At 59.0% G+C, this 23746-nt stretch carries 32 protein-coding genes and 1 pseudogene; 20 read left to right on the top strand and 13 right to left on the bottom strand.

Translation table 11 applies throughout. The features are described from left to right. Window positions 1-12: 12 nt before the first annotated feature. A complete protein-coding gene (locus VXM67_RS14760; RefSeq protein WP_023380749.1) occupies window positions 13-288 on the top strand; it encodes a peptidylprolyl isomerase in 276 nt (91 codons plus the stop codon). A 50-nt stretch (window positions 289-338) separates the two neighbouring features. Here the strand turns inward: VXM67_RS14760 and VXM67_RS14765 are convergent, their stop codons facing one another. Beyond that, window positions 339-962, bottom strand: coding sequence for a LysE family translocator (locus tag VXM67_RS14765; RefSeq protein ID WP_023380751.1), 624 nt, complete (start codon window positions 960-962; stop codon window positions 339-341). Window positions 963-1100: 138 nt separating this feature from the next. On the opposite strand from VXM67_RS14765, the gene VXM67_RS14770 reads away from it, so the two are divergent. Both VXM67_RS14770 and VXM67_RS14775 read left to right on the top strand, forming a co-directional pair. Continuing rightward, window positions 1101-1922 carry an AraC family transcriptional regulator gene (locus VXM67_RS14770; protein ID WP_023380753.1) on the top strand — a complete coding sequence of 274 codons (822 nt, stop codon included), beginning with the start codon at window positions 1101-1103 and terminating at the stop codon, window positions 1920-1922. A gap of 64 nt (window positions 1923-1986) precedes the next feature. Next, window positions 1987-2601, top strand: a complete 615-nt coding sequence (locus tag VXM67_RS14775; protein WP_023380755.1) for a LysE family translocator — start codon at window positions 1987-1989, stop codon at window positions 2599-2601. Here the strand turns inward: VXM67_RS14775 and VXM67_RS14780 are convergent. Next, on the bottom strand, window positions 2558-3274 hold the full coding sequence (locus tag VXM67_RS14780; RefSeq protein WP_367237118.1) for a metallophosphoesterase: 717 nt from the start codon (window positions 3272-3274) through the stop codon (window positions 2558-2560). The genes VXM67_RS14775 and VXM67_RS14780 overlap by 44 nt on opposite strands. A gap of 75 nt (window positions 3275-3349) precedes the next feature. Here VXM67_RS14780 and VXM67_RS14785 point away from each other — a divergent pair, with 75 nt between their 5' ends. From VXM67_RS14785 to VXM67_RS14795, 3 genes are all read left to right on the top strand, one after another. Then, window positions 3350-3865, top strand: a complete 516-nt coding sequence (locus VXM67_RS14785) for a DUF3016 domain-containing protein (protein ID WP_023380759.1) — start codon at window positions 3350-3352, stop codon at window positions 3863-3865. Between the two features lie 76 nt (window positions 3866-3941). Then, window positions 3942-4685, top strand: coding sequence for a carbon-nitrogen hydrolase family protein (locus VXM67_RS14790; protein ID WP_023380761.1), 744 nt, complete (start codon window positions 3942-3944; stop codon window positions 4683-4685). Next, on the top strand, window positions 4682-4924 hold the full coding sequence (locus tag VXM67_RS14795; protein ID WP_104881710.1) for a hypothetical protein: 243 nt from the start codon (window positions 4682-4684) through the stop codon (window positions 4922-4924). Before VXM67_RS14790 ends, VXM67_RS14795 begins: the two co-directional genes overlap by 4 nt. 4 nt (window positions 4925-4928) lie before the next feature. On the opposite strand, the gene VXM67_RS14800 is transcribed toward VXM67_RS14795, so the two are convergent. Beyond that, entirely contained in the window at window positions 4929-5429 is a 501-nt protein-coding gene (locus VXM67_RS14800) for a methylated-DNA--[protein]-cysteine S-methyltransferase (protein WP_023380762.1), read from the bottom strand. 193 nt (window positions 5430-5622) lie between these two features. Here VXM67_RS14800 and VXM67_RS14805 point away from each other — a divergent pair, with 193 nt between their 5' ends. Both VXM67_RS14805 and VXM67_RS14810 read left to right on the top strand, forming a co-directional pair. After that, window positions 5623-5838, top strand: a complete 216-nt coding sequence (locus VXM67_RS14805) for a hypothetical protein (RefSeq protein WP_367237119.1) — start codon at window positions 5623-5625, stop codon at window positions 5836-5838. Between the two features lie 61 nt (window positions 5839-5899). Continuing rightward, entirely contained in the window at window positions 5900-6562 is a 663-nt protein-coding gene (locus VXM67_RS14810; RefSeq protein ID WP_023380764.1) for an SOS response-associated peptidase, read from the top strand. Window positions 6563-6565: 3 nt separating this feature from the next. Here the strand turns inward: VXM67_RS14810 and VXM67_RS14815 are convergent, their stop codons facing one another. Continuing rightward, entirely contained in the window at window positions 6566-6892 is a 327-nt protein-coding gene (locus tag VXM67_RS14815; RefSeq protein ID WP_367237120.1) for a hypothetical protein, read from the bottom strand. 415 nt (window positions 6893-7307) lie between these two features. Here VXM67_RS14815 and VXM67_RS14820 point away from each other — a divergent pair, with 415 nt between their 5' ends. Together VXM67_RS14820 and VXM67_RS14825 are read left to right on the top strand one after the other, a co-directional pair. Then, a complete protein-coding gene (locus tag VXM67_RS14820; protein ID WP_186598532.1) occupies window positions 7308-7550 on the top strand; it encodes a hypothetical protein in 243 nt (80 codons plus the stop codon). Window positions 7551-7841: 291 nt separating this feature from the next. Beyond that, on the top strand, window positions 7842-8111 hold the full coding sequence (locus VXM67_RS14825; RefSeq protein WP_023380767.1) for a hypothetical protein: 270 nt from the start codon (window positions 7842-7844) through the stop codon (window positions 8109-8111). 147 nt (window positions 8112-8258) lie between these two features. Here VXM67_RS14825 and VXM67_RS14830 read toward each other — a convergent pair whose 3' ends face one another. Further along, window positions 8259-8477, bottom strand: a complete 219-nt coding sequence (locus tag VXM67_RS14830; RefSeq protein ID WP_104881709.1) for a hypothetical protein — start codon at window positions 8475-8477, stop codon at window positions 8259-8261. A 113-nt stretch (window positions 8478-8590) separates the two neighbouring features. On the opposite strand from VXM67_RS14830, the gene VXM67_RS14835 reads away from it, so the two are divergent. From VXM67_RS14835 to VXM67_RS14845, 3 genes and pseudogenes are all read left to right on the top strand, one after another. Beyond that, window positions 8591-8827 (top strand): hypothetical protein, encoded by a 237-nt coding sequence (locus VXM67_RS14835; protein WP_367237121.1) that lies wholly within the window; start codon window positions 8591-8593, stop codon window positions 8825-8827. A 236-nt stretch (window positions 8828-9063) separates the two neighbouring features. After that, a complete protein-coding gene (locus VXM67_RS14840) occupies window positions 9064-9339 on the top strand; it encodes a hypothetical protein (RefSeq protein WP_148299919.1) in 276 nt (91 codons plus the stop codon). Between the two features lie 86 nt (window positions 9340-9425). Beyond that, window positions 9426-10101: pseudogene (locus VXM67_RS14845) on the top strand (polysaccharide lyase family 7 protein). Between the two features lie 88 nt (window positions 10102-10189). Here the strand turns inward: VXM67_RS14845 and VXM67_RS14850 are convergent. Genes VXM67_RS14850 through VXM67_RS14880 form a run of 7 tightly spaced genes read right to left on the bottom strand, consistent with a single transcriptional unit; the run spans window position 10190 to window position 15918 of the window. Next, entirely contained in the window at window positions 10190-11605 is a 1416-nt protein-coding gene (locus tag VXM67_RS14850) for an MFS transporter (protein ID WP_023380772.1), read from the bottom strand. A 32-nt stretch (window positions 11606-11637) separates the two neighbouring features. Next, window positions 11638-12075 carry a type II 3-dehydroquinate dehydratase gene (aroQ, locus tag VXM67_RS14855; RefSeq protein ID WP_027907349.1) on the bottom strand — a complete coding sequence of 146 codons (438 nt, stop codon included), beginning with the start codon at window positions 12073-12075 and terminating at the stop codon, window positions 11638-11640. A gap of 4 nt (window positions 12076-12079) precedes the next feature. Then, window positions 12080-12898, bottom strand: coding sequence for a shikimate dehydrogenase (gene aroE, locus VXM67_RS14860; protein ID WP_027907348.1), 819 nt, complete (start codon window positions 12896-12898; stop codon window positions 12080-12082). Further along, window positions 12895-14127: a CaiB/BaiF CoA-transferase family protein gene (locus VXM67_RS14865; RefSeq protein WP_104883846.1), complete on the bottom strand. Its 1233-nt coding sequence runs from the start codon at window positions 14125-14127 to the stop codon at window positions 12895-12897. The genes aroE and VXM67_RS14865 overlap by 4 nt, the downstream gene beginning before the upstream one ends. After that, window positions 14124-14579 (bottom strand): MaoC family dehydratase, encoded by a 456-nt coding sequence (locus tag VXM67_RS14870; RefSeq protein WP_023380777.1) that lies wholly within the window; start codon window positions 14577-14579, stop codon window positions 14124-14126. Before VXM67_RS14870 ends, VXM67_RS14865 begins: the two co-directional genes overlap by 4 nt. Beyond that, window positions 14576-14974: a VOC family protein gene (locus VXM67_RS14875; protein ID WP_023380778.1), complete on the bottom strand. Its 399-nt coding sequence runs from the start codon at window positions 14972-14974 to the stop codon at window positions 14576-14578. Before VXM67_RS14875 ends, VXM67_RS14870 begins: the two co-directional genes overlap by 4 nt. Beyond that, window positions 14971-15918, bottom strand: coding sequence for a ketopantoate reductase family protein (locus VXM67_RS14880; protein WP_023380779.1), 948 nt, complete (start codon window positions 15916-15918; stop codon window positions 14971-14973). Before VXM67_RS14880 ends, VXM67_RS14875 begins: the two co-directional genes overlap by 4 nt. A gap of 93 nt (window positions 15919-16011) precedes the next feature. Between VXM67_RS14880 and VXM67_RS14885 the strand changes: the two genes are divergently transcribed. The 7 genes from VXM67_RS14885 (at window position 16012) to VXM67_RS14915 (ending at window position 22782) form a co-directional block, all read left to right on the top strand. Continuing rightward, window positions 16012-16923, top strand: a complete 912-nt coding sequence (locus tag VXM67_RS14885; protein ID WP_023380780.1) for a LysR family transcriptional regulator — start codon at window positions 16012-16014, stop codon at window positions 16921-16923. A 130-nt stretch (window positions 16924-17053) separates the two neighbouring features. Continuing rightward, window positions 17054-17710, top strand: coding sequence for an HAD hydrolase-like protein (locus tag VXM67_RS14890; protein WP_023380781.1), 657 nt, complete (start codon window positions 17054-17056; stop codon window positions 17708-17710). Window positions 17711-17842: 132 nt separating this feature from the next. Further along, entirely contained in the window at window positions 17843-18187 is a 345-nt protein-coding gene (locus VXM67_RS14895) for a hypothetical protein (protein WP_367237122.1), read from the top strand. Next, window positions 18184-19158, top strand: coding sequence for a fimbrial protein (locus VXM67_RS14900; protein ID WP_023380783.1), 975 nt, complete (start codon window positions 18184-18186; stop codon window positions 19156-19158). Before VXM67_RS14895 ends, VXM67_RS14900 begins: the two co-directional genes overlap by 4 nt. 509 nt (window positions 19159-19667) lie before the next feature. Further along, the gene (locus tag VXM67_RS14905) at window positions 19668-20438 is read left to right on the top strand and encodes an EAL domain-containing protein (RefSeq protein WP_238346426.1); all 771 of its coding nucleotides are present in this window, start codon (window positions 19668-19670) and stop codon (window positions 20436-20438) included. A gap of 25 nt (window positions 20439-20463) precedes the next feature. After that, entirely contained in the window at window positions 20464-21438 is a 975-nt protein-coding gene (locus VXM67_RS14910; RefSeq protein ID WP_023380785.1) for a diguanylate cyclase, read from the top strand. A 24-nt stretch (window positions 21439-21462) separates the two neighbouring features. Continuing rightward, on the top strand, window positions 21463-22782 hold the full coding sequence (locus VXM67_RS14915; RefSeq protein ID WP_367237123.1) for a methyl-accepting chemotaxis protein: 1320 nt from the start codon (window positions 21463-21465) through the stop codon (window positions 22780-22782). A 28-nt stretch (window positions 22783-22810) separates the two neighbouring features. Here the strand turns inward: VXM67_RS14915 and dmeF are convergent, their stop codons facing one another. Then, the gene (dmeF, locus tag VXM67_RS14920) at window positions 22811-23743 is read right to left on the bottom strand and encodes a CDF family Co(II)/Ni(II) efflux transporter DmeF (RefSeq protein WP_023380787.1); all 933 of its coding nucleotides are present in this window, start codon (window positions 23741-23743) and stop codon (window positions 22811-22813) included. Between the last annotated feature and the right edge of the window lie 3 nt (window positions 23744-23746).

Consider the following 23746-nt stretch of genomic DNA (forward strand, 5'->3'; position numbering starts at 1 on the left):
CACAGGTGTCCCATGAAAGCCCAAGCCCGCCATATCCTGGTCAAGACCGCTGAGGAAGCCGAGAAGCTCAAGCAGCGCATCGCCAACGGCGAGGCTTTTGACGTATTGGCCAAGAAGTTTTCCACTTGCCCATCGGGCAAGCGCGGTGGCGATCTTGGCGAAGTACGCCCCGGGCAACTGGTAGGGGCAATCGACCAGGTGATCTTCAAGAAGGCGTTACGTGTGGTGCATGGGCCGATCAAGAGCAAGTTCGGCTATCACCTGGTGCAGACCTTCTACCGCGACTGATCGAGCAGTCACCGCGCAAGCCACGGCGTCAACCTGGGCTTGAGCCAATCCTAGCGACGTGCCGCCAGCAGTCCGAGGCCAGCGCAGCCAAGCAAGGAGGCGCTGACCCGGTTGAACAACCGACGCGGCGCAGGCTGGCTGAACCAGCGTTGCAGGTATGCACCAAGCCCGGCGTAGAGGGCGATGGCGGCCCACTCCAGCAGCAGGAACAGCACGCCCAACCACAGGAACTGCTCACTCACAGGCGTGGCGCTGCCCACGGACACGAACTGTGGCAGGAAAGCGGTGAAGATCAAGATGGCCTTGGGGTTGCCCGCTGCCACCCAGAACTCCTGACGAGCCAGGCGCCAGGTGCCGCGCGGATGGTCGGCTGCCAGCACGGCATCACCCACTGGAGCACGCCACAACTGCCAGGCGATATAGAACAGATACGCTGCGCCCACCACCTTGATCGTCAGGAACAGGTATTCGCTGGTGTGCAGCACCACGGCCAGGCCCATGGCCGCCAGCGCGATCATGCCACTGAAGGCGACGATTCGCCCGCCGCCGGCGACACAGGCCGTACGCAGGCCATAGCGGCTGGCGTTGTGCAGCGAAAGCAGGTTGTTTGGCCCCGGTGCCATGTTCAGGGCAAAGCAGGCGGGTATGAATAACAGCAGGCTCGACAGGTCCATTCGCGTTCTCCCAGACGTCAAGTGCTTATTTCGACGTTCGCCCGCACCAGGGTCAAGGTACAGCCATGGGAAAAAACTGTACGGTCGCCCCCTTGGCCTTGGCGCTGGTAAGCTGCCTGAGTGATCAAGGAGCCTGCCATGCCCTCTTCCTCGTCCCCCGCGCTGTGGCGCGATGCGGCGCTGCCCTTCGTCGAAAGCCGCCGCGCCTGCGATAGCCGGGCCTGCTACAAGGCCCATAGCCACCCAACCTTCTCCATGGGTGCGGTGGATGCCGGCAGCAGCTATTTCACCGGCGCCGGTGCCGGGCAAACGCACCTCACCCCTGGCACCCTGGTGCTGGTTCCGGCGCAGCGTGTGCATGCCTGCAACCCCGAACCCGGTCAGGCCTGGAGCTACCAGATGCTGCACGTGGACGCGCACTGGCTGGCGCAGTTGCGTCTGGAGTCCGGTCTTGCCGCAGCCGAGACCGGGGCCCCCGCACGCATCAGTCGATCCCCTGCGCTGTACCGTGAGTTCTGCGATCTGAACGCCCTGCTGTTCTCCACGGCAGCCGCGTCGGAGAAGGAAGCTGCACTGGTAGCCTTCCTCGGCGACCATGACTTTTCCGTGCATCCGCCACTGTATCCTGCACCTGCGCCGTCGCTGGATGCGCCCACACTGAGAACACTGATCGAACGCATGGAAGCCGACGACCCGGCTGAACTGAGCCTGGCTGCGATGGCCAGCCAGGCAGGCCTGGGCCGCTATCAGCTGATCCGTGCCTTTCGCGCGGCCACCGGGATGACGCCCCATGCCTACCTGCTGAACGCTCGCGTCAATCGGGGGCGGCGTTGGCTCCTTCAAGGGCATGACCTGGCCGAAATCGCCTATCGCTTGGGCTTCGCCGACCAGAGCCATTTCCAGCGAGTGTTCAAGGCCCATGTGGGTGTGACACCAGGGCAGTACCGGGCCACGCAATAATCTTCAATACGCGCCATCGGGCCGACGCCAGACTGGGGTTTTGATAACCCGAGTGACCTGCCTCATGGAGCAGTTTCTGATTGTCGCCTTCGCCCACTTCCTTGCCCTGCTCTCGCCCGGCCCGGACTTTTTCCTGGTCGCCCGAAGTTCGGTATCCGCTGGCTGGCGAGTTGCCAGCGGCGCATGCCTGGGTATCGCCTTGGCCAATGGTCTTTTCATCGTCAGCGCCTTTGCCGGCCTTTCCATCCTGCGCGACGGCAGCGCCTTGTTTATCGCCTTGCAAGTGGCTGGCGCGGGTTACCTGCTGTACATCGGTACGTTGTTCGTTCGCCACGCCGGGAAAACCGAATTGGCAATGGCAGGCGAAGTGCAAGCGGCCGGTGGCTGGAGCCGCTGCTTGGGCATGGGCTTTTTATCCGGAATCCTCAACCCGAAGAACGCCTTGTTCTATGCAAGCCTGGCCAGCATGGTCGCCAGCAGCAGCGGTGCCTGGAAGACCGTCTACGCTGGCTGGATGTTCAGCATCGTGCTGGTCTGGGACCTGCTGGTCGCTGTGACCATCGGCAATCGCAGGGTGCTGAAACGCTTCGCGTACGCCTTGCCGTGGCTGGAAAGGCTCAGTGGCGCATTGCTGATCATGTTGGCCATGGCGCTATTCGGTCACCTGGTAGCGGGTTGACCAAGGTCAGTGTGCGCAGGTCCATCAGGCTGAAATGACCAAGGTTCCAGCCGCCGGTATCCAAGTGCCAGACATTGCCCAGCAGCGTGGCCTCGACCAGCGGCGTATGCCCCACCAGCAGTGCCCGCAGACCTTCCACCGCGCGGCTGTCGCGTTCGTACAGGCGCCTGCGCGACCACTGGCAGAATTCGCAGACTTTGGGTTCGAGCACGCCTTCGAGTTGGTCACGCAGCACGCTCCAGTCGGCGAACGGGCTGTCAGCGTGCAACAACCCGACAAGGCCTTCGGAGGTCTGTACTTCCATGGCGATTGGCAAGCGCTCGAACGCATCGACGAAACGCTGCTGATCCGTCCTGGGCAGATCCAGAAACCAACCTCCGCCGGCAGAGCGATACATCTGCGGATCCAGCTGACCGCCGTTGAGGTGGTTCACCGCCAGCGACTCGTGGTTACCCTGCACGGCATGAAACCAAGGCCGGGCAAGCCAATCCAGCACCGCTTCGCTTTCCGGGCCCCGATCCACCAGGTCACCGACACTGAACAGGCGATCTACCTCGGGGTCGAAACCCACGGCATTCAACAACTGCTCAAGGCGGCTGAAATGCCCGTGGATATCACCCACCGCCAAGTCACGCCCCTTGCCATTGGCGGTTACCCGCCGAAACCGGCTCATTGCACTATTCCTCTACGGCAGCTCCCATGGCAGGCGTAAAATGGTTTGACACGCAGTCCGCTCCGGAGGTGCCTCGTGCGTAACGTCCTTGCCTGTGCCGTGCTCATGGTGCTTTCACTCAATAGCATGGCACAAGGCACACAAACCCTGCAGGTTCAGGTGCATTTCGATCACCCTGAGCACTTCCGCGATGCCAGGCTGGATCGCGCAGGTTACGCACGTGGCGCTGACGACTACGTCCTGAAGACCCTCACGCACTATCTGCAAAAGCTTGGCCAGCGCTACCTGCAACCCGGCCAGCAACTGGTCATCGATATCCATGACATCGACCTGGCTGGGGGCTTCGAACCCTGGCACGTCAATGCCTACGATGTACGCTTCATGCGCGAGACCACCTGGCCGACCATCGACCTGAGCTACACCTTCAGCCAGCCGGGCAAACCCGACCAGCATGCCCAGGAACGGGTCAGCGACAAGATGTACCTCAGCCGCCCCGGACGGGTAGCCAGCAGCAGCGAGCGCCTGTATGCGGAAAAAGCCATGCTCGCCGACTGGTTCCGCCAGCGTTTCGCCGCCCAGCCAGCGTCATGATGGTCTCTTCACTGGCGAGGCGTAGCGTGCCGGTAGTATCCTCGGGGTTTGGATCCGTACCAAGGAAGGGCTAGCCATGAAACTCTGTGCCATACAACTGGCGTCGCACAAGGGCGACCTGGATAGCAACCTCGACCGCCACCGCTACTGCATCGAGCAGGCCGCCGCCCTGGGCGCCAGGCTGGTGGTGTTTCCCGAACTGTCCCTGACCGGTTACGAGCCGACCCTGGCCCGCCAATTGGCCCTGCCCCTCTCATCTGCCCGACTGGACCCGCTGCAAGCACTCTGCGACCACCATGACATAACGGTTGCAGTGGGCCTGCCACTGCCGACCCCCAATGGCATACAGATCGGCATGCCCATCCTGCGCCCGGGCCAACCCAGGCTGAGCTATGCCAAGCAGCGCTTGCACGACGATGAGCTGCCGTTCTTCACGCCTGCCGGGCAGAGCCTCGTATTCGAGGTAGACGAACACACCATCGCGCCAGCCATCTGTTACGAATCCATGTTCATGGCACATGCCGAGAAGGTCCGCGCCCAAGGGGCTGGTCTGTATTTGGTCAGCGTCGCTAAAACCGTCAAGGGTATCCGCGAAGGTTACGAGCACTACCCGGAGGTGGCCCGGCGTTTGAACATACCCGTATTGATGGCCAACTGTATCGGGCCGGCAGACACCTTCATCGGGGCCGGCGGGTCCGCGGCCTGGGACCCTCGAGGGCAGTTGCTGGCGGCATTGGATGAGCGGACCCAAGGCCTGGTGATGCTCGATCTGGCGACAGGCAGTGCCACTGCCCTGGTGTTACCGGAACTGCCTGCATGAGGTATCTGCTGCTTGCCTTGGCATGTTACGGGGCCACCTACTACCTGGTCGGTTTGACGATTCAAGGCCAACTGGCAAACATCGCCGACGGGCTTAGCCATCGACCGGATGCGCCAACGCCCGCTCAATATCTGCGCGAAGTACGCCACCAGGCGCGCCGCGCCCATCGTCACTACACGTTGTTGGCTGGCTCGGTACTGGCACTTGGGTGTTGCCTGGTGGTCAGTTGGGCAAGCTGAACGCCTACCATTCCAGCGCCAGGCTCTGCCGTCCTTCCAGTGCCAGCAAGTATTGCTTGGCCTGCAAACCACCCGCGAAGCCGGTCAAGTTGCCGGAAGCGCCGATCACCCGGTGGCAGGGCGCGATGATCGAAATCGGATTGCGCCCGTTGGCCGCGCCGACGGCCCGAACTGCGCTGGGGTTGCCGATCTGCCGGGCAATCTCGCTGTAGCTGCGGGTTTCACCGAAAGGAATGGTCAGCAGCGCCGCCCACACCTGGCGCTGAAACTCGGTGCCGACAAAATCGAGCGCCAATTCGAAGCGCTGCCGGGTACCGGCAAAGTATTCACCCAGCTGACGAGCGGTTTCGCGCAACAGCGGATGGTCGTCGTCGCGCTGCAGTTCGCCAAGGCAAACGCGGTTTTCACGTTCATGCTCCCACAGGACGGCTGCCAAACGCTGGTTGCGGGCCACCAGGGTCAGCGTGCCGACAGGGGATGCCATCAGGGTGAATGAACTGGACATGGAAGATTCTGCTCAGCAAGACGTTCGCCGCACTCTAACCCTGCCTGCGGCGCCCTGCACCCGCTTTCTTGCTCAAGCAACGCCAGCCGCGGGTGTACCGACGGTAAGCGAACTGTCATTTATTCATGAGCTTCCTTGATGCTTATCCGCAGCAGGACTAATACTTAGATCTCTGCCTGGGGAGGCACAAAAAATGCAACCAAGATTCGTTATCGTTCCGGCGGTACCCATCGAAAAGGAGTCATTTCGTATCGGTGCGCGCTACTATGCGGCGACCACGGGTGGTGGCTTCGACATCTACGATAACCAAGCCAAGGAGCGGCTCAAACCTAGCTATCCGGACAGGACGGCCGCAGAGGCGCAATGCGTTCGCATGAATGCCGCGGGTGATGTGCCCCCCAAGTCGTGAGCCAATCGCCACCTTGAGAGCGGCGACGCTATGCAGACAGTTCCGGCAGGAGGGTTGGTTGATGTGCGGGCGCCTCTCTCAATACCGTGGCATTCACGAGTTCGTCGACACCCTTGGTATGCCCGGAGCCTGGCGTAACGTCATCGACGGGCCCGTCACGCCTGGCTACAACGTGGCCCCGTCGACCCCGGTGGTGGTCTTGCGCGTAGACGGTGCCGGCCTCAGGGCCGACCGAGTGAGATGGGGCTGGCGGCCACACTGGGCCGAAGACCGCGCACCACCGATCAACGCGCGCGTCGAGAAAGTCGCCCATGGCGCCTTTTTTCGCGCGATCTGGCCCCACCGGGCAATTACCCCAGTCGACAACTGGTACGAATGGGTCGATGAAGGCGGCCCGAAAAAGCAGCCTTACCTGATCAGGCGTCGCGACGGCCGCCCTGCCCTCTGTGCCTCGATAGGACAGTTCACCGGCCACGACAATGACGGCTTCGTGATCATCACCGCCGACGCCCAGGGCGGTATGGTCGACGTACACGACCGACGCCCCGTCGTGTTGTCGCCCGCGCTTGCCAGGGCCTGGCTGGCCCCGTCGACAGCACTGGCACAGGCTGAGCAGATGGCGTTGCACCTGGGCGAACCCGCCGAATCCTTCGAGTGGTACCGTGTGAGCGTGGCTGTGGGCAATGCGCGTAACCAGGGGCCGGAGTTGATCCAGGCCGTATGATCACTACAGGCAGTCGCGCGCCGCCTGGCGCAACTTGTCACCCGCGAAGAAACCACCTTTGTAGAACGTGGCGAGGCCGCCGTCGTGGTGCTTGACGACTTCCAGCACCTCATCGGATGCCAAGGCACTGTGCACCGTCAGACGGTAGCCGTTGTTGATCGATTTCTGAACCGTGAGCGGGGCTATGGCTTTCCATTTAGGCAGCACGCACGCGGCGTAATCCTCGGGTGATTTTTTCGTGGTTTTACTGCCAGTGGGGGCCGCTGGCGATGCACAGGCAGTCAGGAAAGCGGCCAGCGCAAGCGGAAACAGAATGCGAAAGGTATGCATGGACAAAGTGACCAAATCAAAGTGATGGCAGTTTACTGAGCTACTGTAAGGAACTCCAACCCACCAAAGTCGCCCCCAACCCTCTTGTACGCACTTCATCGCACATCCGGGCAAGCCGCGACACGCCACTGAAGGCTGACCGGGTCTGCGACGTATTACCAATAGGCCAATGCCGGCGACTGTCTACAATGGGCCTCGCTGACGGATCAGCACCCATCGGAAAGCCCGCCTCGGCGGGCTTTCCCCTGCCACCCTGCGACCTCATGCCATTCGCCGCCCTGCGGTAGGCCCTAGCAGCACCTGCCATGCCGGGTATCCACTGGTCAGATCCGCACCGCAGCGAGACAAAACGGGCGCTTACTGAGGGTCATGCCTTCTGGCTCGGCATAGCAGATGTCCATCGAGGTGAGCCGCCATGAAACGCATCCACAAGATCATCCAGTTACACCGCCGTCAGCTGCACTTCCATCTACCACCCAGCGGGCTGGACAGTGAACTGCCTGCCCTACCCCCACACCCGATTGTCACTCTCCAGTTGGCCCAGGTTCGGGAGGTCGCCATACCCAGTAACGGGGATCAAGCGCTGGCCTGCAAGAACACGAATATCGCCACGACATCCACGGTCAACACCGCCGTTACGATGAAACTCAAGAAGTAGAGGTCATTCTGGAACATGGCTGCACCCCCCATTTTTGTCAGTGTTACTGGGAGTGCAGCAAAACCTGTTCCACCCTAGCGGTACGCATGAACTTCAACGTGTGACTTACCAGGGCCCGGTCAAACTTCGATCAGGACCGCTGAGCCCGACCGTAGGGGCCCATGCCATAAATAGGCTAAGCTGCAATCTCCGGCGCCTCGATGGCACTGGGCGTTTCGACACGCAGCTATCCATCGTCGCTCTGGCGATTCACACCAACGAGCCGGAATCTGGCTCAAAGAGGGTGTACCAATGGCGACAATCGAGACAAAGGCGTTCGCTCGCGGGCTGCAACGGGTGGAGAACAGCTGGCAGGCCTATGTCCTGTCACAAAAGTCCGCCGCGGGTCTGGTGGGAAAGGAGCTCGAATTAGCCTTGGCGATCAGTGCTCGACACTTCACGAAATTTCAGAATCAGAGCCAACAGTTCTATGCAGAGGTTCGAAAGCGTGTGGGAGACGCCGAAAAACTGGAAAGGGACATGGCGTTGTATCCCCATTACTACCTGCCTAAACCCCAATAGCCGCCACGCTTCGGTCTGCGCCGGCTGGAGTAATGGGCGAGATCCTGCGGCGCGGATCCCTCCTTCACCTGAACACTCACCCTAAGAGCATGCTGATGCATGCCCTGGGTGATACAGCTGCATGGGTTCTTGGATCAGCACGCAACCTCAAGGTCTGGCCGTGTGGCTTTTGCTCCATTGCGTTTTCAGCGGCAAGCGGTTGAAACCGCTAACCCCTGGGTCGACGTTCTGAATAGAACCGCCATTGGAGAGAAATCGCTCGACTTGCTCCGAGATCCGTAAATGCGCTTCTCGGTTTTGGGCGGGCTGGGGCGGGAACATGATGACAACCTCACTGTTGTGCCACTGTAATCCAGTACTCGGCATCCACTATACGCCAAACCCTACAAAAAATACGCAATTCGCCGCAATATTATGCAAAATAGCCACAACATAGAGACAATCAACCAATCACGCAGCGCTTGCAGCGGGAGCACGTCATGACCCTTCGAAGCCTGGCCAGGAATCTTCCGTCAGATCCAGAAAGAGAGGGATGGGTGCTTGGCTGGGGCGTCCTGCGCGCCCTGCACCCCTGGCATTTTGTCGACGTCTATGCCGACCGGAACACCGCCTGGGGGGAAGCGCAGCGCCGCGGATCAGATTATGTCGTTGAGTTCGGCTCGCATCGCCTTGGATCGGATGAATTCATCTGCGGGATAACACCGCCTGAAGGCTAAGGCTTGGCCGGCAAACCCAGAGGGACGCCTGCCGGGCACGTTGGTAGGGACTGGCGGCACATCGATGCAGCCGCCGCGCCCTGACACGCCCTCCAAGACCATCGACCCTTGGTCGACTTTTTGTACCATCCAGTACATTCCTTGATTACACTCCGCGCGTTTCACCCCTGTCCTACAAACTGACGATCTGATACTTGGAGTGTATTAAGTCGATGCAAACGGATTCGATTCGCCTGATGAGCGATCTGGAGCAACAAATGCTGCTGGAAGAGCTCAGCAGCAACGCAACGCAGGTCGAAGAGCAACTGAAATTCGTCGTTTGTGGACAATCCACTTTAAGTGAGCTGGAGAGTCTGCTCGGCCCCTTCGAACAATGTGAAGTGCTGGGCGACATGAAATTACTCCGCTGGAGGTTTGTCTACACCGAGGGGGGCCTGGCCCTGAGTGATCCTCAAGTCCTCACGGTGGCAATCGACCAGAAAGACTGCATAACCGATTTCGCCTTGGTCTAGCGCTGCGAAAGCGCTCGCCAGATTCGGTCCGCTCCATTGATCTGCCATGAACCAGGCACCCCGTATCATTGTCAGGAGACGTATCAATGAGCGTAAACATCAACAGTCTCACGATCACCACGCCGGTTCCCACTTCAGCCACCAACCCGGTTGCGCTGGAGCTCAGTGGAGCCGAGGCGATCGCACAACTGCCCAGCGTCGTCAAGGTCTTGGCCGATGGCTCTGTACAGTTCTCGGCACCGACCAAAGGTGCATCCAGCAAGAGCACTCACCGCACGCGGTGCGAATGGAAGGAGCCGGTCTATGTGGTCCCTCGCAAGCGATGCCGAGCACATCAACGTGCAGGAGATGACGCTGACCAAGGTCAACTCCGCCCAGAAGGTTGTCATTGCGCAGCTCCATGTGAAGGACGACGATAGCCCGCCAGTGAAGGTGTTCTGGAGCAAGGCAAACATCACCCTGGGATTTCGCAAGACATTCAATCAGGCGGCCCCAGTGAACATGACCTTACTCAAAAACGTGCCCCTCGGGACGACGTTCAGGGTGATCATACGCGTCCTGGCTTCGGGTGCCCTGAACGTTACCGCGCAAAGCAATGGCCGCGCGGGATCGTCCGGCAGGCTGGAGATGGACAGTTCCTGGCGCTCATCGCTGTTGAACTTCCACGGCGGTGTGTACAACCAGGTCGCCTATACCGACGCCACTGCAGCTGATGACGGCTCGATCTGTATTCTGAGCGAACTCTCGCTGACTCACGTCTGACCTTCGGGCGCCGGCCAGGTGGCACTGTCCGTTCAGTTGTCGGTGCCGGCTTCACCGCTTGCCCGTCGCCCCCATAGTCATGGCGGCCCTAGTGGGTGCGTAGCACTTGCTCACCAGCATTCCCAGGCAAGCGGATGGCGTCGGCCAGGGCGACACCGGCGATCAATGCCACACCGATTAGCGCCCAGTGAAAATCACTCACCGTCAGCTCACCCTCACCTCCTCGCAGCATCAGCGAAAGGCGCAACAGCAGCGCGACAACCGCCACACCAAGCGCCATCGCCAGCTGGAAGAACATACTGAACAGTGTCGATGCCTCGCCCATCTGCTGCTTGGGCACCTCGGAAAATCCGAGCGCGTTGTAGGTGGTGAACTGCATCGAACGCGACAGTCCGCCTATGAATAGCACCAGCGCCATCCAGTACCACGCCATCCCCTGTTGCAGGCCCAGACAAGCCAGGATGCAACCGACGCCGATCAAGCCGTTCACCAACAGTACGCGTCGAAAGCCATGACGCCGCAACAACCCCGTCGTAAACGGCTTCATCGCCAGGTTACCGGCGAAGATCGCCAGCACCAGCAACCCAGTATCCAACGGTGACATGCCCAAACCGATCTGCAACAGCAACGGGACCAGGAACGGCAAGGCGCTGATCGAAAGGCGGAACAGCGTGCCACCGACGACGCTGGCCCTGAAGGTGGCGATACCCAGGGTCGTCAACGGCAGCAGCGGCGCCGGATGGCGCTGGCAATGACGGACCGACATCCAGGTCAGGAGGCCACCCACCGCCAGCAGGGCTAAGCCTCTATCGAGGCTGCCACCGGAAAGCGAACCCAACATCTCCAGCCCAAGCAGCCACGCGGCGCAGGCCAAGGCAAGAAGAACGAAGCCGAGCACATCGAAGCTGCGGACTTCGCTCGAACGAGTATTGGGCACCAGCCACCACGCCGCCGCGATAGCCAGCAGGCCCAACGGGATGTTCAGGTAGAAGATCCACGGCCAGGACAGGTGGGTCACGATCAGCCCACCAACGGGGGGGCCGAGGACCGGTGCCACCAACCCAGGCCAAGTGATTACCGCGAGCATCTTCACCAGGTCCTGCTTTTCGGTGGTGCGCAACACCACCAACCGACCGACCGGGACCATCAGGGCGCCACCGATACCCTGGAGCACCCGTGCGGCGACAAAGGTTTCCAAATTGTAAGCCAGGCCGCAGAGCCAGGACGCCAGGGTAAACAGAGCAATGGCACCGGCGAATACCTGGCGGGCACCGAAGCGGTCAGCTACCCAGCCGCTGAGCGGAATGAACACTGCCACCGCCAGCAGGTAGGCGCTGATGCCGATGTTCAGACTCACCGGACTCGCGCCAAAATCATGGGCCATCTGCGGTAGCGCCGTGGCGATGACGGTCGCATCGAGGTTTTCCATGAAAAAGGTGATGGCGACCAGCAAGGCAATGCAAGTGGTCTGCCGGGCGCTGAGGGTTACGGCCGCTTCGGTCAAGGCTACACGTCCTTCTGAAAGTGAAGAATCGGTCAGACCATCTTCATCGCCGCACGCAGGGCGAGCAGATAAGTCTCGACACCGAACCCGCAGATCTGTCCGCGCACGACTTCGGCGAACACCGAATGGTGACGAAACGGCTCTCTGGCATGGATGTTCGACATATGCACTTCGACCACCGGCGCCTCGAGGATGGCCAACGCATCGCGGATACCATAGCTGTAGTGCGTCCACGCCCCGGCATTGATCAGCACAGCATCGACCCGATCTTCAAACGCCTGATGGATTCGCTCGCACATGGCGCCTTCGAAGTTGGTCTGGAAGCTCTCGACCCGCGCCCCCAGTTCCTCGCCCAGCGCCTGCAAGGACTGGTCGATATCGGCCAGCGTGGCCGTACCATACTGGCGCGGGTCGCGTTTGCCGAACATGTTGTGGTTGATACCGTGCAACATCAGCACATTGGCAACCATGGGCTTACTCCAGAGGAATGGTCAGTCGGTCGATCACGGCGCGGGTTTCGGGACGCACCCCACGCCACCAGGCAAACGCTTCCGCCGCCTGCTCGACCAGCATGCCCACACCGTCGGCCAGGCGCGTCACGCCTTGTGCTTGCGCCAGACGCAGGAATGGCGTCAGGCCTTTGCCATAAGCCAACTCGTACGCCAGCCGCGTCGCGCCCAACACATCAGCAGGCAACGGCGGCAGTTCACCGGTAAGGCTTGCAGAGGTGGCATTGACAACGATGTCGAACGCCTGCCCTTCCAGCTCCTCGTAGCGGCTGATACGTAGCAGCGGATGGTCCAGTTCATTGCGCAAGGACACCGCCTTGGCCATGTCGCGGTTGGCGATCACCAGCTCGCTCGGGCCCGCTTGCAGGAACGGCAGTAGTGCTCCACGAACCGCACCACCAGCGCCGAGTACCAGCACCCGACGGTTGCGCAGCGGCTCTGCAAGGTTCTCTTCGATATCCCGCAACAAGCCGATGCCATCGAAGTTCTCGGCGAAGATATGGCCATCCTCGAACTTCAGCGCATTGGCCGCCCGTGCCAGCTGAGCCCGCTCGCTGCGCCGGTCGGCCAGCTCGAAAGCGCGCAACTTGAATGGCGCGGTGATGTTCATGCCCAGCCCGCCATCGCTGCGAAATTGCAGCACCTGGGTCTCGAACCCCTCGAGCTCGCCCTCGATGGCACCATACGCCAGGGTCTGGCCGCTGGCCTGGGCAAACAGGCCGTGGATCAAGGGGGATTTTGTGTGATTGATCGGTCGCCCGATCACTGCATAGCGGTCGCTCATCGTGCATCTCCGTGGGTGAACAGCACACCGTCCGCTTGCATGGCGGTGATTTCTTCGGGGCTGAAGCCAAGCCCGGCAGCGACTTCGGCATTATGCTGGCCAAGGTCCGGGGCCACCTGATGGATCGTGGTGTCGCAATCGGAAAAGCGGAACGGCAGATTGGGCAGGCGCAGGGTACCGTAGCGCGGGTGCCGCTGTTCGATGACCATGTTGCGAGCCTGGATCTGCGGGTCGGCCAGCACTTCGTCGATGCGTTGCACCTTGGCGCTGGGAATGTCGATGCCATCGAGCAGTTGCAGGATGTCGGCGACCCGACGCGCGCCGACCCAATCGCGGACCACTGCGAGAATCGCTTCGCGATGTGCATTGCGGCCATTGAGGTGATGGTAGCGGCTATCGCTACCGAACCCGGACGGGCCGCCATTGGCCTCGACCATGGCGGCAAAGCGCTGCCAGGCATCGTCGACCTGGGCGGCGATGACCAGGTCGCCATCGGCTGCGCGGAAGACGCCATAGAGGGTCGAGGTCGGCATGTCATGGCCGGTCTGCTCCGGTAGCACCTTGCCGTCGGACAACGTGTAGCACTGCACCGCATACTCGTGCATCGACACCAGCGTGTCGTACAGGGCCATGTCGATATGTTGTCCGCGTCCAGAGCTTACCCTGCCCAGCAACGCCGCGTTGATCGCCGCAACAGCATGAATACCGGTGTACATGTCGCCCAGGGAAATGCGCAGCAACGGGGGCGCCTCGCCCGGCACGCCAACCATCTGCATGATGCCGCTCTTGGCTTCGGCAATCAGCCCGAAGCCGGCGCGGTGAGCATCCGGTCCGGTGTGACCGTAGGCTGAGATCGAGCAGTACACCAGGCGCGGGTTGCGCGCCGACAACTCGGCATAGCCAAGACCAAGCTTATCCAGCGCACCCGGGCGATAGTTTTCGATGAACACGTCGGCCGAATCGGTCAGGCGTTGCATGAAGGCCTTGCCACGCGGGTCCTTCATATTGACGCTGACGCCCTGCTTGCCCATGTTCAGCTGCAGGAAGTAGCCGCTCTGCTGCTCATCCAGGGTAAACGCATGCTGGCGGCCGGCATCGCCGCTGCCGGGCCGTTCGACCTTGATCACCTCGGCACCCAGCGCGGCCAGGCAGCGCCCCACATAAGGACCGGCGAGGAAGTGGCTGTAGTCGATGACGCGGATACCTGCCAATGGCAATGCCTGGCTCATGCTTGTGCCCTCCTCGGCACCATCAGGCGGTGCTCGCCGCGCTGCACGACTTCGCCATGCTGGTTGATCAGTTCCGACGGCAGTACCACGATGCCCCACCCTGGGCGACTTTTGCTGGGACGCATCGCCCCTACGCGCATGCGGACATGCAGCACATCGTTGACCTTTATCGGCAGCACGAAATCCCAGGTCCAACCCAACGACATACCCGGCACGAAGCGGTATTGGCACTGGGTCTTCAGGCCGTCGGCGATCGACAACCCGAACAAGCCGTGGGCGACCAGGCAGCCGAAGTGGCTGGCATTGGCGTACTCCTCATCGACATGGACTGGGGTGTGGTCGCCGGTGAGGTCGGCGTAGGCCAGGATGCGCTCGCGAGTTACCGTGTAGGTGGGGCTGATGCACTCATCGCCTTCGCGGGCGTCGTCCCAGAATTTTTCCACTACGCTCATGCCGATACCTCCGCACGCGGGTCGATGGCCAGTGCCTGGGCGACGCACTTGGCCGGCGAGGCCTGGATGAACTCCACCGCCAGGCCGTCGGGCAGGCGCAGCCAGTTGCGACCCTGAGACATTTCGCTGACACCGAAGCGTTGGGCTGCGGCCAGGGCGGCTTCGAGGTCCTCGCACATGATGCCCAGGTGGGCCAAGCGCCCCTCCGGCCCGGCGAAGTCCGGCTGGTGAATGAACTGCAGGCCACCCAGCGTCCAGTACTGCGTCGGCAGCTCGACGTCGCCCTGCACTTCCCGCATGGTCATGCCGCACACTTCATTGAAGAAACGGATATGCCACTGAATGTCCCGCACCCAGAAGGCAACGTGTTCGAGATAGGCTTTCGGCTGGCTCATGGATTATCCCTTTTCTGGTGATCGGCCATCGCGCGTTCGATGCCCTTGATACAGGCCACCAAGGTCGCGTTGACGGGGGTGGCAACGCCATGACGCTGGCCCCAGCGCACGACGGAGCCGTTGATGAAGTCGATTTCGGTGATCGAGCCCTTTTCCAGGCTCTGCAGCATCGAGGTGCGGAAGCTCGCCGGCAGGCCCTCGGCAGCCAGTCTCCATGCCGCTTCGGGACTGGTCAGGCTCAGGCGGATGCCGGCCCGCTCGGCGACGGCAATGGCCTCGGCCACGGCAGCCTTTGCGGTGCATTCGAGCAGCGGCTCGCTGTAAAGCTGGCCATAGCTGAGCATGGTGATGCCGCTCAACGCGCCAGTCGCGACGTTGACCAGTAGCTTGTCCCACATGGTGCCAAGGATGTTGTCGCTGACCGTGGTGGCCAGTCCGGCGCCGTTGAACGCCTCTGCAATGGCTTGCACGCGTGGCGTCATCTGGCCGTCGAGCTCGCCAATGAAGGTCTGCTTGCCTGCCACCCCGGCCCGGATCGATCCGGGTGCCAGCAGCACGCCGCCGACATAGGTCTTGCCGGCCAGCACCCGCTCGCGGCCCACGGCCTCGGCCAGGATGTCCTCATGGCCGAGGCCATTCTGCAGCGACAGCACCAGCGTTTGTGGCCCGAACAGTGCAGTGCCGCCAGCGATGGCATCGGCGGTGTGGAACGACTTGACCAACACCACCACCAGGTCGACCGCGCCAATGTCTTGGGCGTCAGTCGTCGCGTTGACCCGCACTGAGCGCTCGCCGCGTTCGTCCTGCACCTGCAGCCCGTTCAGGTTCATCGCCTCGACATGCGCACGGCCACGGTTCAGCAGCCAGGTTTCATGCCCCGCCTCGCTCAAGGCCGCGCCAATGGCGCAGCCCAGGGCACCGGCACCCAGAATGCAGATTTTCACGTCGCAGACCTCCTGTGATTTGCGACCACCTTATGCAGACGGGCTTATTTAGACTATACAATGCGCTCAATACCACTATTGAGAATCGCAATAATGAGTACATTGGAGGCTCTGCCTGAGCCGAAACTGCTGCAGCTGTTCGACGTGCTGTATCACTGCCGCAGCGTTACCCGCGCGGCCGAGCAGCTCGGTCAGAGTCAGCCGACCATCAGCATCTGGCTGGCGCGGCTGCGCGAACAATTGAACGATCCGCTGTTTGTGCGCACGCCGACCGGCATGGCACCTACGCCACGCGCCGACCAGTTGATCGGCCCCTGCCGGGAAGTCCTGGAATCCCTGCGCCGCCTGACCGCCTGGGAACCACAATTCATTCCAGCCACGGCGCAGCGTCGCTTTCGCCTGTGCGTCAGTGATGCCAGCCATATCACCTTGCTGCCCAGCATTCTCAACCACCTGCGCTCACATGCGCCGGGAATTCGCCTGGAGGCGGCACGTATCGATGGCAATACTGAAAGCGCACTGGAGTCCGGCGAGGCGGACCTAGCGATCGGTTTCGTACCATGGCTGGGTGGAGGGATGTATCAACAGGTGCTGTTCGACCAGGACTGGGTGTGCCTGAGCAATCCGCAGCATCCACGCCTGGCACATGGGATGAATGTGGCGCGCTACCGCGCCGAAGGGCATGTCCAGGTCAGCGCCGGCACCGGGCAGAAATTGCTGGAGGCCGGCTTGGCGCGCGCGGGCATCGAACGCAGGATCATGCTGGAGCTGCCGGCGTTCCTGGGGTTGGGGATGATCGTCGGGTCGACGGACTTGGTGGCCACGTTACCCCGCCATATCGGGCAAACTCTCGCCGAAATGCATGGGCTGCGCCTGCATGACTGTCCGTTTGCAGTCGAGGGATTCACGGTCAAGCAGCATTGGCATGCCCGGTATCACCAGGACAGCGGGAATCGGTGGTTGAGGGAGGTCGTCCGGGGATTGTTCCAGTCAGGGAAAGGTTAGCTTCAGGAGCAACAGTCCGCTGAACCAGGGTTGCCAGCGCTGCCATATAGGAACAATTGCCGTCGCACCGCGAGCGCATCAAAATAGCGCTTCCCGCGAAGACACCCACACTCCAGGAAGGAACACTCAGATGCCGTACCGACTTGCCATCTTCGACTTTGACGGCACGCTCGCAGATTCATTTCCCTTCTTTGTCCGGGTGTTCAACCAAGTCGCTGACCGGCACGCATTCAACCGAATTCAACCCGAAGAACTAGACAGTCTGCGCAAACTGGGGGCACGGGAGATCATGTCCCATATCGCAATGCCCCGCTGGAAGCTGCCTTTCGTAGCGCGGACATTCATGAGTCTGATGAACAACAATCGAAGCTCGATCCCGCTTTTCGATGGAATCGCCGATACGCTAAGCCATCTGGATGAGCAAGGACTGATGCTCGCGGTGGTCTCTTCCAACGCCAAAGACAATGTCACGCAGATCCTGGGCGCCAGCTGTCGACATTTCCGCGCCTTCGAGTGCGGGGCATCCATTTTCGGCAAGGCATCACGCTTGCGCCGGGTCATGCGCAAGTGTGGGGTTACGCCAGAAGAAGTTATCTATATAGGCGACCAGCCTACAGATGGCGAAGCAGCATCGGCTGCAGGCATTGCGTTTGGCGCGGTTGCTTGGGGATATGGGACCCATGAAGCATTCCATGATCTTCCATCCCACGAGTGGTTTGCCGATGTAAGCCAATTAAGGCGACTGACCGGAAACCCTCTGCTGCTGCCATGCATACCCACGCGCTGACGTGTAGCCCGCAAAAAAGCTGTCGGCTGCGGTGAGGTATCAGATTCGTCTGATTAAGCTAGCGGCGGCCCTTGACATAACTTGGCGCATCCATTTACCGAGCATGCACCATGCAAATTTCAAGGCGAACTTATGAACAAGCAAGCAAGCAAGCAAGCAAGCAAGCAAGCAAGCAAGCAAGCAAGCAAGCAAGCAAGCAAGCAAGCAAGCAAGCAAGCAAGCAAGCAAGCAAGCAAGCAAGCAAGCAAGCAAGCAAGCAAGCAAGCAAGCAAGCAAGCAAGCAAGCATTATAGCGCTCGAAGCGTAATTGCCGCAAGCCTATTTTTAACTATTTCCGCGTGTACATTACCCGCTCGTGACAACTCGGACGAAATCCATAATACATCAGAAACCCTTCGTTTAAAGGAAGCCTATGATCGCTTGACATTCGAACACCCTGAATTTAATTGGAAATACGTTGAGGGACTCGCCGAATGATAAAGCCGATCAAATACCTGGTAGCTTGCATTATTGCGACACCCTCGCTTTCGTTCGCCGCCTGCGAATTTTTCGAGGGCCACTCCCAGAAACAAATCACCGTAAGCATACCCTCAACGCTTTCCATCCCCCGAGACGCAGAAAACAACACCGTTATCTACGAGTCTCCAGCCCAGACCTTTTCCGGTAACGCGTCGTACACCTGTTCCACTACCTTCACCACCGGAATAGTAAACAACGTCGGCAGCAACGCACCGACGAAAAACTACTTCCCCATCGGCAATACGGGGCTTTCGTGGCAGTGGATCTATCAGGACGCGCCCTATAACGGATTCGGTGGTGGATCAATTAGAACCCCGGGCGGGTATGGATTCAACACCACGAAGAACGCGTTGCGCATCATAAAAACCGGCGACATCCCGTCAGGTACGACGATACCTGCTGGCACCTTGGGATATATACAAGTCGAAACATCAGCCGTCAGACCGCTAGCGATGATAATAGACAAAAGTCCATCCATCGTACTTCAGTCATGTGAAACGCCGAACATAGCGGTGGAGATGGGCGAATACAATCTAAGTGTCTTTGCCAGCGAAGGCAACGCCACCCCACCCAAACACTTCGAAATAAAACTGAACAACTGCCCCAGCGGAATCAAAAAAGTCAGTTATCGCTTGACTGCCACTTCAGGTTCGCCAGCGGTAAATGGGCAACTCGGGATAATAGAACTGAACAAGGGTTCAACCGCCAAAGGCATCGCGCTTCAACTACTTGACAGCAACCAGGCACCTCTACAACTCGACAAAACTTATGTTTTCAACGAATACTCAACCCTCGGCGGAAATTTCTCCATCCCCATGAGCGCGAAGTACATACGCACGCTGCCTAACGGCAGCGCGGGTCAATACGATGACGGTATGAGCGCGGGCTCTGCTAGTAGTGAAGTGACGTTCGTCATGAGTTATCTGTGACTCACAGTGCGCGTCAAGGACATTGTCATACCCGGTTGGCCGGCTCGCCCTTATGGGCTCATCGACCGCCCCACAGGCAGGCTGGGCCACCGTAAGCAATAGACAGCAGCACACCATCGCGTATCAGCACACATCATTTTTAGCCGCCGTCGGACCAGCACATCAGCCACAAAACCTCGACCAAATCCGCCTATGGGGCCTTGCGTACACAGAGGAAAAGCGAAACTCGCTAGGTCACGGAGCCAGAGACCGATTGGCGCAGCGTGAAACCTGACGGGGCCTGTTGTACAGAACGTCACAGTAGGCCAATGAAAATACAGCCAATACGGCGCTTATACCATCTACTTTGGCCATTTCGACATCCAAACAATGAAAAATACCTGTACAAGGTACTTTCTTTGTACAGGTATTAAGGCAATACTCCCTGCACCGAAGATCGCTCGTACGCTCCCAGCCTGTCGGCATGAAGCCGTACCGCCATGTTATTCCTTCTGCAGGAGGTGCCAGCCTTGTCTATACAACTCATACCTGTTGAGCCTCAACGACCTCATGGCTGCCGCAGCTGCAAGGATAACGCTGGCATTGACTTCGACTTCACCATGGCGTTCCAGCCCATTGTCGACACCCGCGCCAACTGCGTTTTTGCGTATGAATCTCTGGTCCGGGGTAAAGATGGCGCTGGCGCACAGGCCATATTGCAAAAAGTAAATGACTCAAACAGATATAAATTTGATCAAGCGTGTCGTGTCAAAGCGGTGGAACTTGCTGCGAGAGCCGGCATGCCAAGCTGCTTGAGCATCAATTTTCTACCCAATGCTGTGTACCAAGCAGAGGCCTGCATTAGAACCACCCTCCTTGCCGCAGAAAAATACAATTTTCCCATTGAAAAAATAATATTTGAAGTTACTGAAAATGAGAGCATCGCAGACAAAGCACACATAAAAAAGATCATGGAATCCTATAAAAAACAAGGCTTTAGAACGGCAATCGATGACTTCGGCTCCGGGCACTCCAATCTCAATTTACTGGCCAGCTTTCAACCCGACATCCTCAAGATAGACATGGAACTGATAAGAGACATCCATAGCAGCAAGGCCAAGCAAGTTATCACCAAGGGCATTGTAAGCGTCTGCCGAGACCTCAACATACAAATCATCGCCGAAGGGATCGAGTGCGTTGAGGAACTTGATACGCTTCAGGCACTCGAGATACACCTGTTCCAAGGGTTCTTTTTCGCAAAGCCAAAACTTGAATCCCTTCCTGAGATTGCATGGCCCTAGCAGCGAAACCTAATAGGAGTCATCCATGGACAGCGCGATAGACTTCAACGCTGTAATAGCGCTCACACTGGACTACTTAAAACTTCATTTCACACACGCAGAATGGAGCATTGTTCGCGTGGGTGCCGATGAAGCCCCCAAGGCGAGCGGCAGTCATTTCGAACACCCCACGCTCGACGCCGAACTGCAAGCCATCACGAATAAAATACGCGCCGACCTCTTGGTCAATGATGTTCACGCGCCGGGAGGGGTCATACAACATGCATTATCAGGCGAGCACGGCGACACTACGCAGACTACACAGTACGTTGCCATACCCCTACTCCACTATCCGCCTATGCTCTACGGATTTATTTATGGAAGATCGGTAGATCGCAACCTATTGGAAAACCGTACCGACCTCAGACTGCTGGAACTTATTGCGTCGCTTCTAAATAGCTTACTGCATGCTGAAACACAAGCAGATTTCCAGGCGCGCCGCGCCGAGCGTTTCGAAACCCAGGCGTACACTGATGCTATGACCAACCTGTTCAACCGAGCAGCATGGGAACAACTCTTGCACCAGGAAGAACTGCGCTGCGAACGCCAAGAAACACCCTGTGCTGTCATCGTGATTGACCTGGACGACCTCAAGCAAACCAATGACGCCGAAGGGCATTATGCCGGAGATCAGCTTATCAAACGGGCCGCGACCTCGTTACTTCAAGCTTCACGCAAAGAGGATATCGTTGCCCGACTCGGCGGCGACGAGTTCGGGATAATTGCCACCCACTGCAACGAATATGACGGCGCGTGCTTATTGCAGCGAATTAGAGACTTGTTCAAAAAAGAAAAAATCAATGCCTCAATCGGAATGGCGCCACGCCAACCGTCTGGCTCACTAAAAAAGGCGTTCATCCGGGCTGATCAAGCGATGTACAAAGAAAAGCGTGTAAAGCGTGGTTCCGCAACGGCGCGAACCTTAGAAAACCCGTTCACGCCGGGCCACCAAACGGTCTGATTTAGCCACTGCATAGGTGCCATTATGTTTAACAAACGTCTAAAGTGCGAATTGGATGATGCCTTGTCAACGCTCCGGTCCCAGGAGGCCAGAGAAACAGCCATCAGTCGCTCGACGGCGACCATTGAGTTCACACCGGAAGGCATTATAACGAACGCCAATCAAAACGTATTGCATGCAATGGGTTACACGCTGGATACGCTGATTGGCCAACACCACGACATCCTTTGCCCGAACGACGATGCCCACAGTGTCGGGCATGAGGGCTTCTGGAGAACATTGCGAGACGGGGAATATATCCGCGACCGCATCCCCTTCCGCAGCCGCCAAGGTGAAACGCTCTGGCTTGAGGCAACCTACAATCCAATTTTTTCGGCGGACGGTCGCGTCAGTCGCATACTGATGCTCGCAAACGACATAACAGAGCACGTCAGGCGCGAGCAAGAGCAACGCAACGTCCTAGAGGCCATGAGTCGATCGATGGCCATGATCGCGTTTGACCCAGACGGATATGTACTTGAAGCCAACGATAATTTTCTGCATACGCTCGGATATCGTATGCCTGAAATTCAGGGTAAACACCACCGACTCTTTTGCACTCAACAAGAGGCGCAGTCGTCGGAATACCAAGATTTTTGGGCGCACCTCAACAAGGGCGCGTTCTTTTCCGGCCGTTTTCAGAGGGTGAACCGATGCGGCGCCACCGTTTGGTTGAGCGCCACTTACAACCCGATATTTGATGCCAACAAGAAACTGTACAAGATTGTAAAATTTGCTCGCGACATTACACCGCAGGTTGAACAACAGCAAATCGAGTCAACGGCCGCCACGCTTGCCTATCAGGTCTCGAAAGAAACCGACCAACGTGCGCAGCACGGCGCCATGGTCATCAGCGAAACCGTGGCGGTGGTCCGCAGCATTGCGGGCGAACTTTCAAATGCTGCCCTCAAAATATCAGCCGTTGGTCAGCAGTCTGAAATGATCACTGGCATTGTCCAAACCATACGCGGCATCGCTGATCAGACTAATTTGCTGGCGCTAAATGCAGCCATTGAAGCGGCCCGAGCAGGCCCCCAAGGAAGAGGTTTCGCTGTCGTCGCAGATGAGGTGCGTCACCTCGCTGTTCGCACCGCCCAAGCCACCTTGGAAATCAGCGACGTTGTAAAGCGAAACCATCAATTATCGCAAGACGCTGTAAAAGGTATGCAGATGACTCAACATATGGCTGACGTCGGCGTAGGGTTAGTAGGCCAAGCCGGGGATATCATTGGGGAAATTCAAAGCGGCGCCCGCCAGGTCGTGGACACGGTCAAGCAACTCAGTGAAGCGGTAGATAAACTCTGAGCCTTTTCGTCAACTCGCTTCTTCGCCTTCACGTTGTTGCCCTGTACTCAACCGTGAGATGAGTGACTTGGTGAACAGGCTCCAATGCAGCGCGTACATCATCGACCGATAGACCTACAGAACCTTGCACACTCACGATGGCTGCTCGCGCCTGCGGCCCCACTCGCCAGACATGGAGGTCTGTAATCTTGAGCGTCCCGAACTGACTGAGCAATTCACGGATCTCCTCGGCTATATACTCATCGCTCTTGTCGAGTAGCACGGCTGCAGTATCGCGAATGAGCGACCACGCCCAGCGCGCAATCACGACAGCCCCCACTATACCCATCAACGGATCAAGCCATACCAAGCCGAGGTACTTGCCAGCCACCAGTGCGACGATGGCCATGACAGATGTCACTGCATCCGCCAGCACGTGCATATATGCGGAACGCAGGTTGTTGTCGTCGCCATGCGTGTGGGTGTGGGTGTGGTGATCATGGGAGTGTCCATGATGATGCGCATGCTTATGACTGCCTCCCGCGAGAATGAGGGCGCTGACAAGGTTTACGACCAAACCTATTACCGCAATGAGCGTGGCCGCCTCGAACTCCACGTGGGCAGGTTCGAAAAGGCGTACTAACGATTCAGCACCGATGCCCAAGGAGATCAACCCGAGAACGAGAGCGGACGCAAAACCGCCAAGGTCACCCACTTTTCCCGTTCCAAAACTATAAGCAGCATTCTGCGAATGCTTGCGGGCAAACGCATAGGCCGCCACGGCGATACCCAGCGCGCCTGCATGAGTGGCCATGTGAAAACCATCGGCCAACAGGGCCATCGAACCGGTGATGTATCCGGCAGCTATTTCTCCCACCATCATGGCAAGGGTCAGCGCTACAACCCACAAGGTGCGCTTGGCATTTTCATCGTGTCCAGCACCCAGGAAATCATGGCTGTGAATGGGATCGATCGTGCTCATGTG

The organism is Pseudomonas sp. Rh2 (assembly GCF_040762985.1).
Taxonomy (GTDB): domain Bacteria; phylum Pseudomonadota; class Gammaproteobacteria; order Pseudomonadales; family Pseudomonadaceae; genus Aquipseudomonas; species Aquipseudomonas taiwanensis.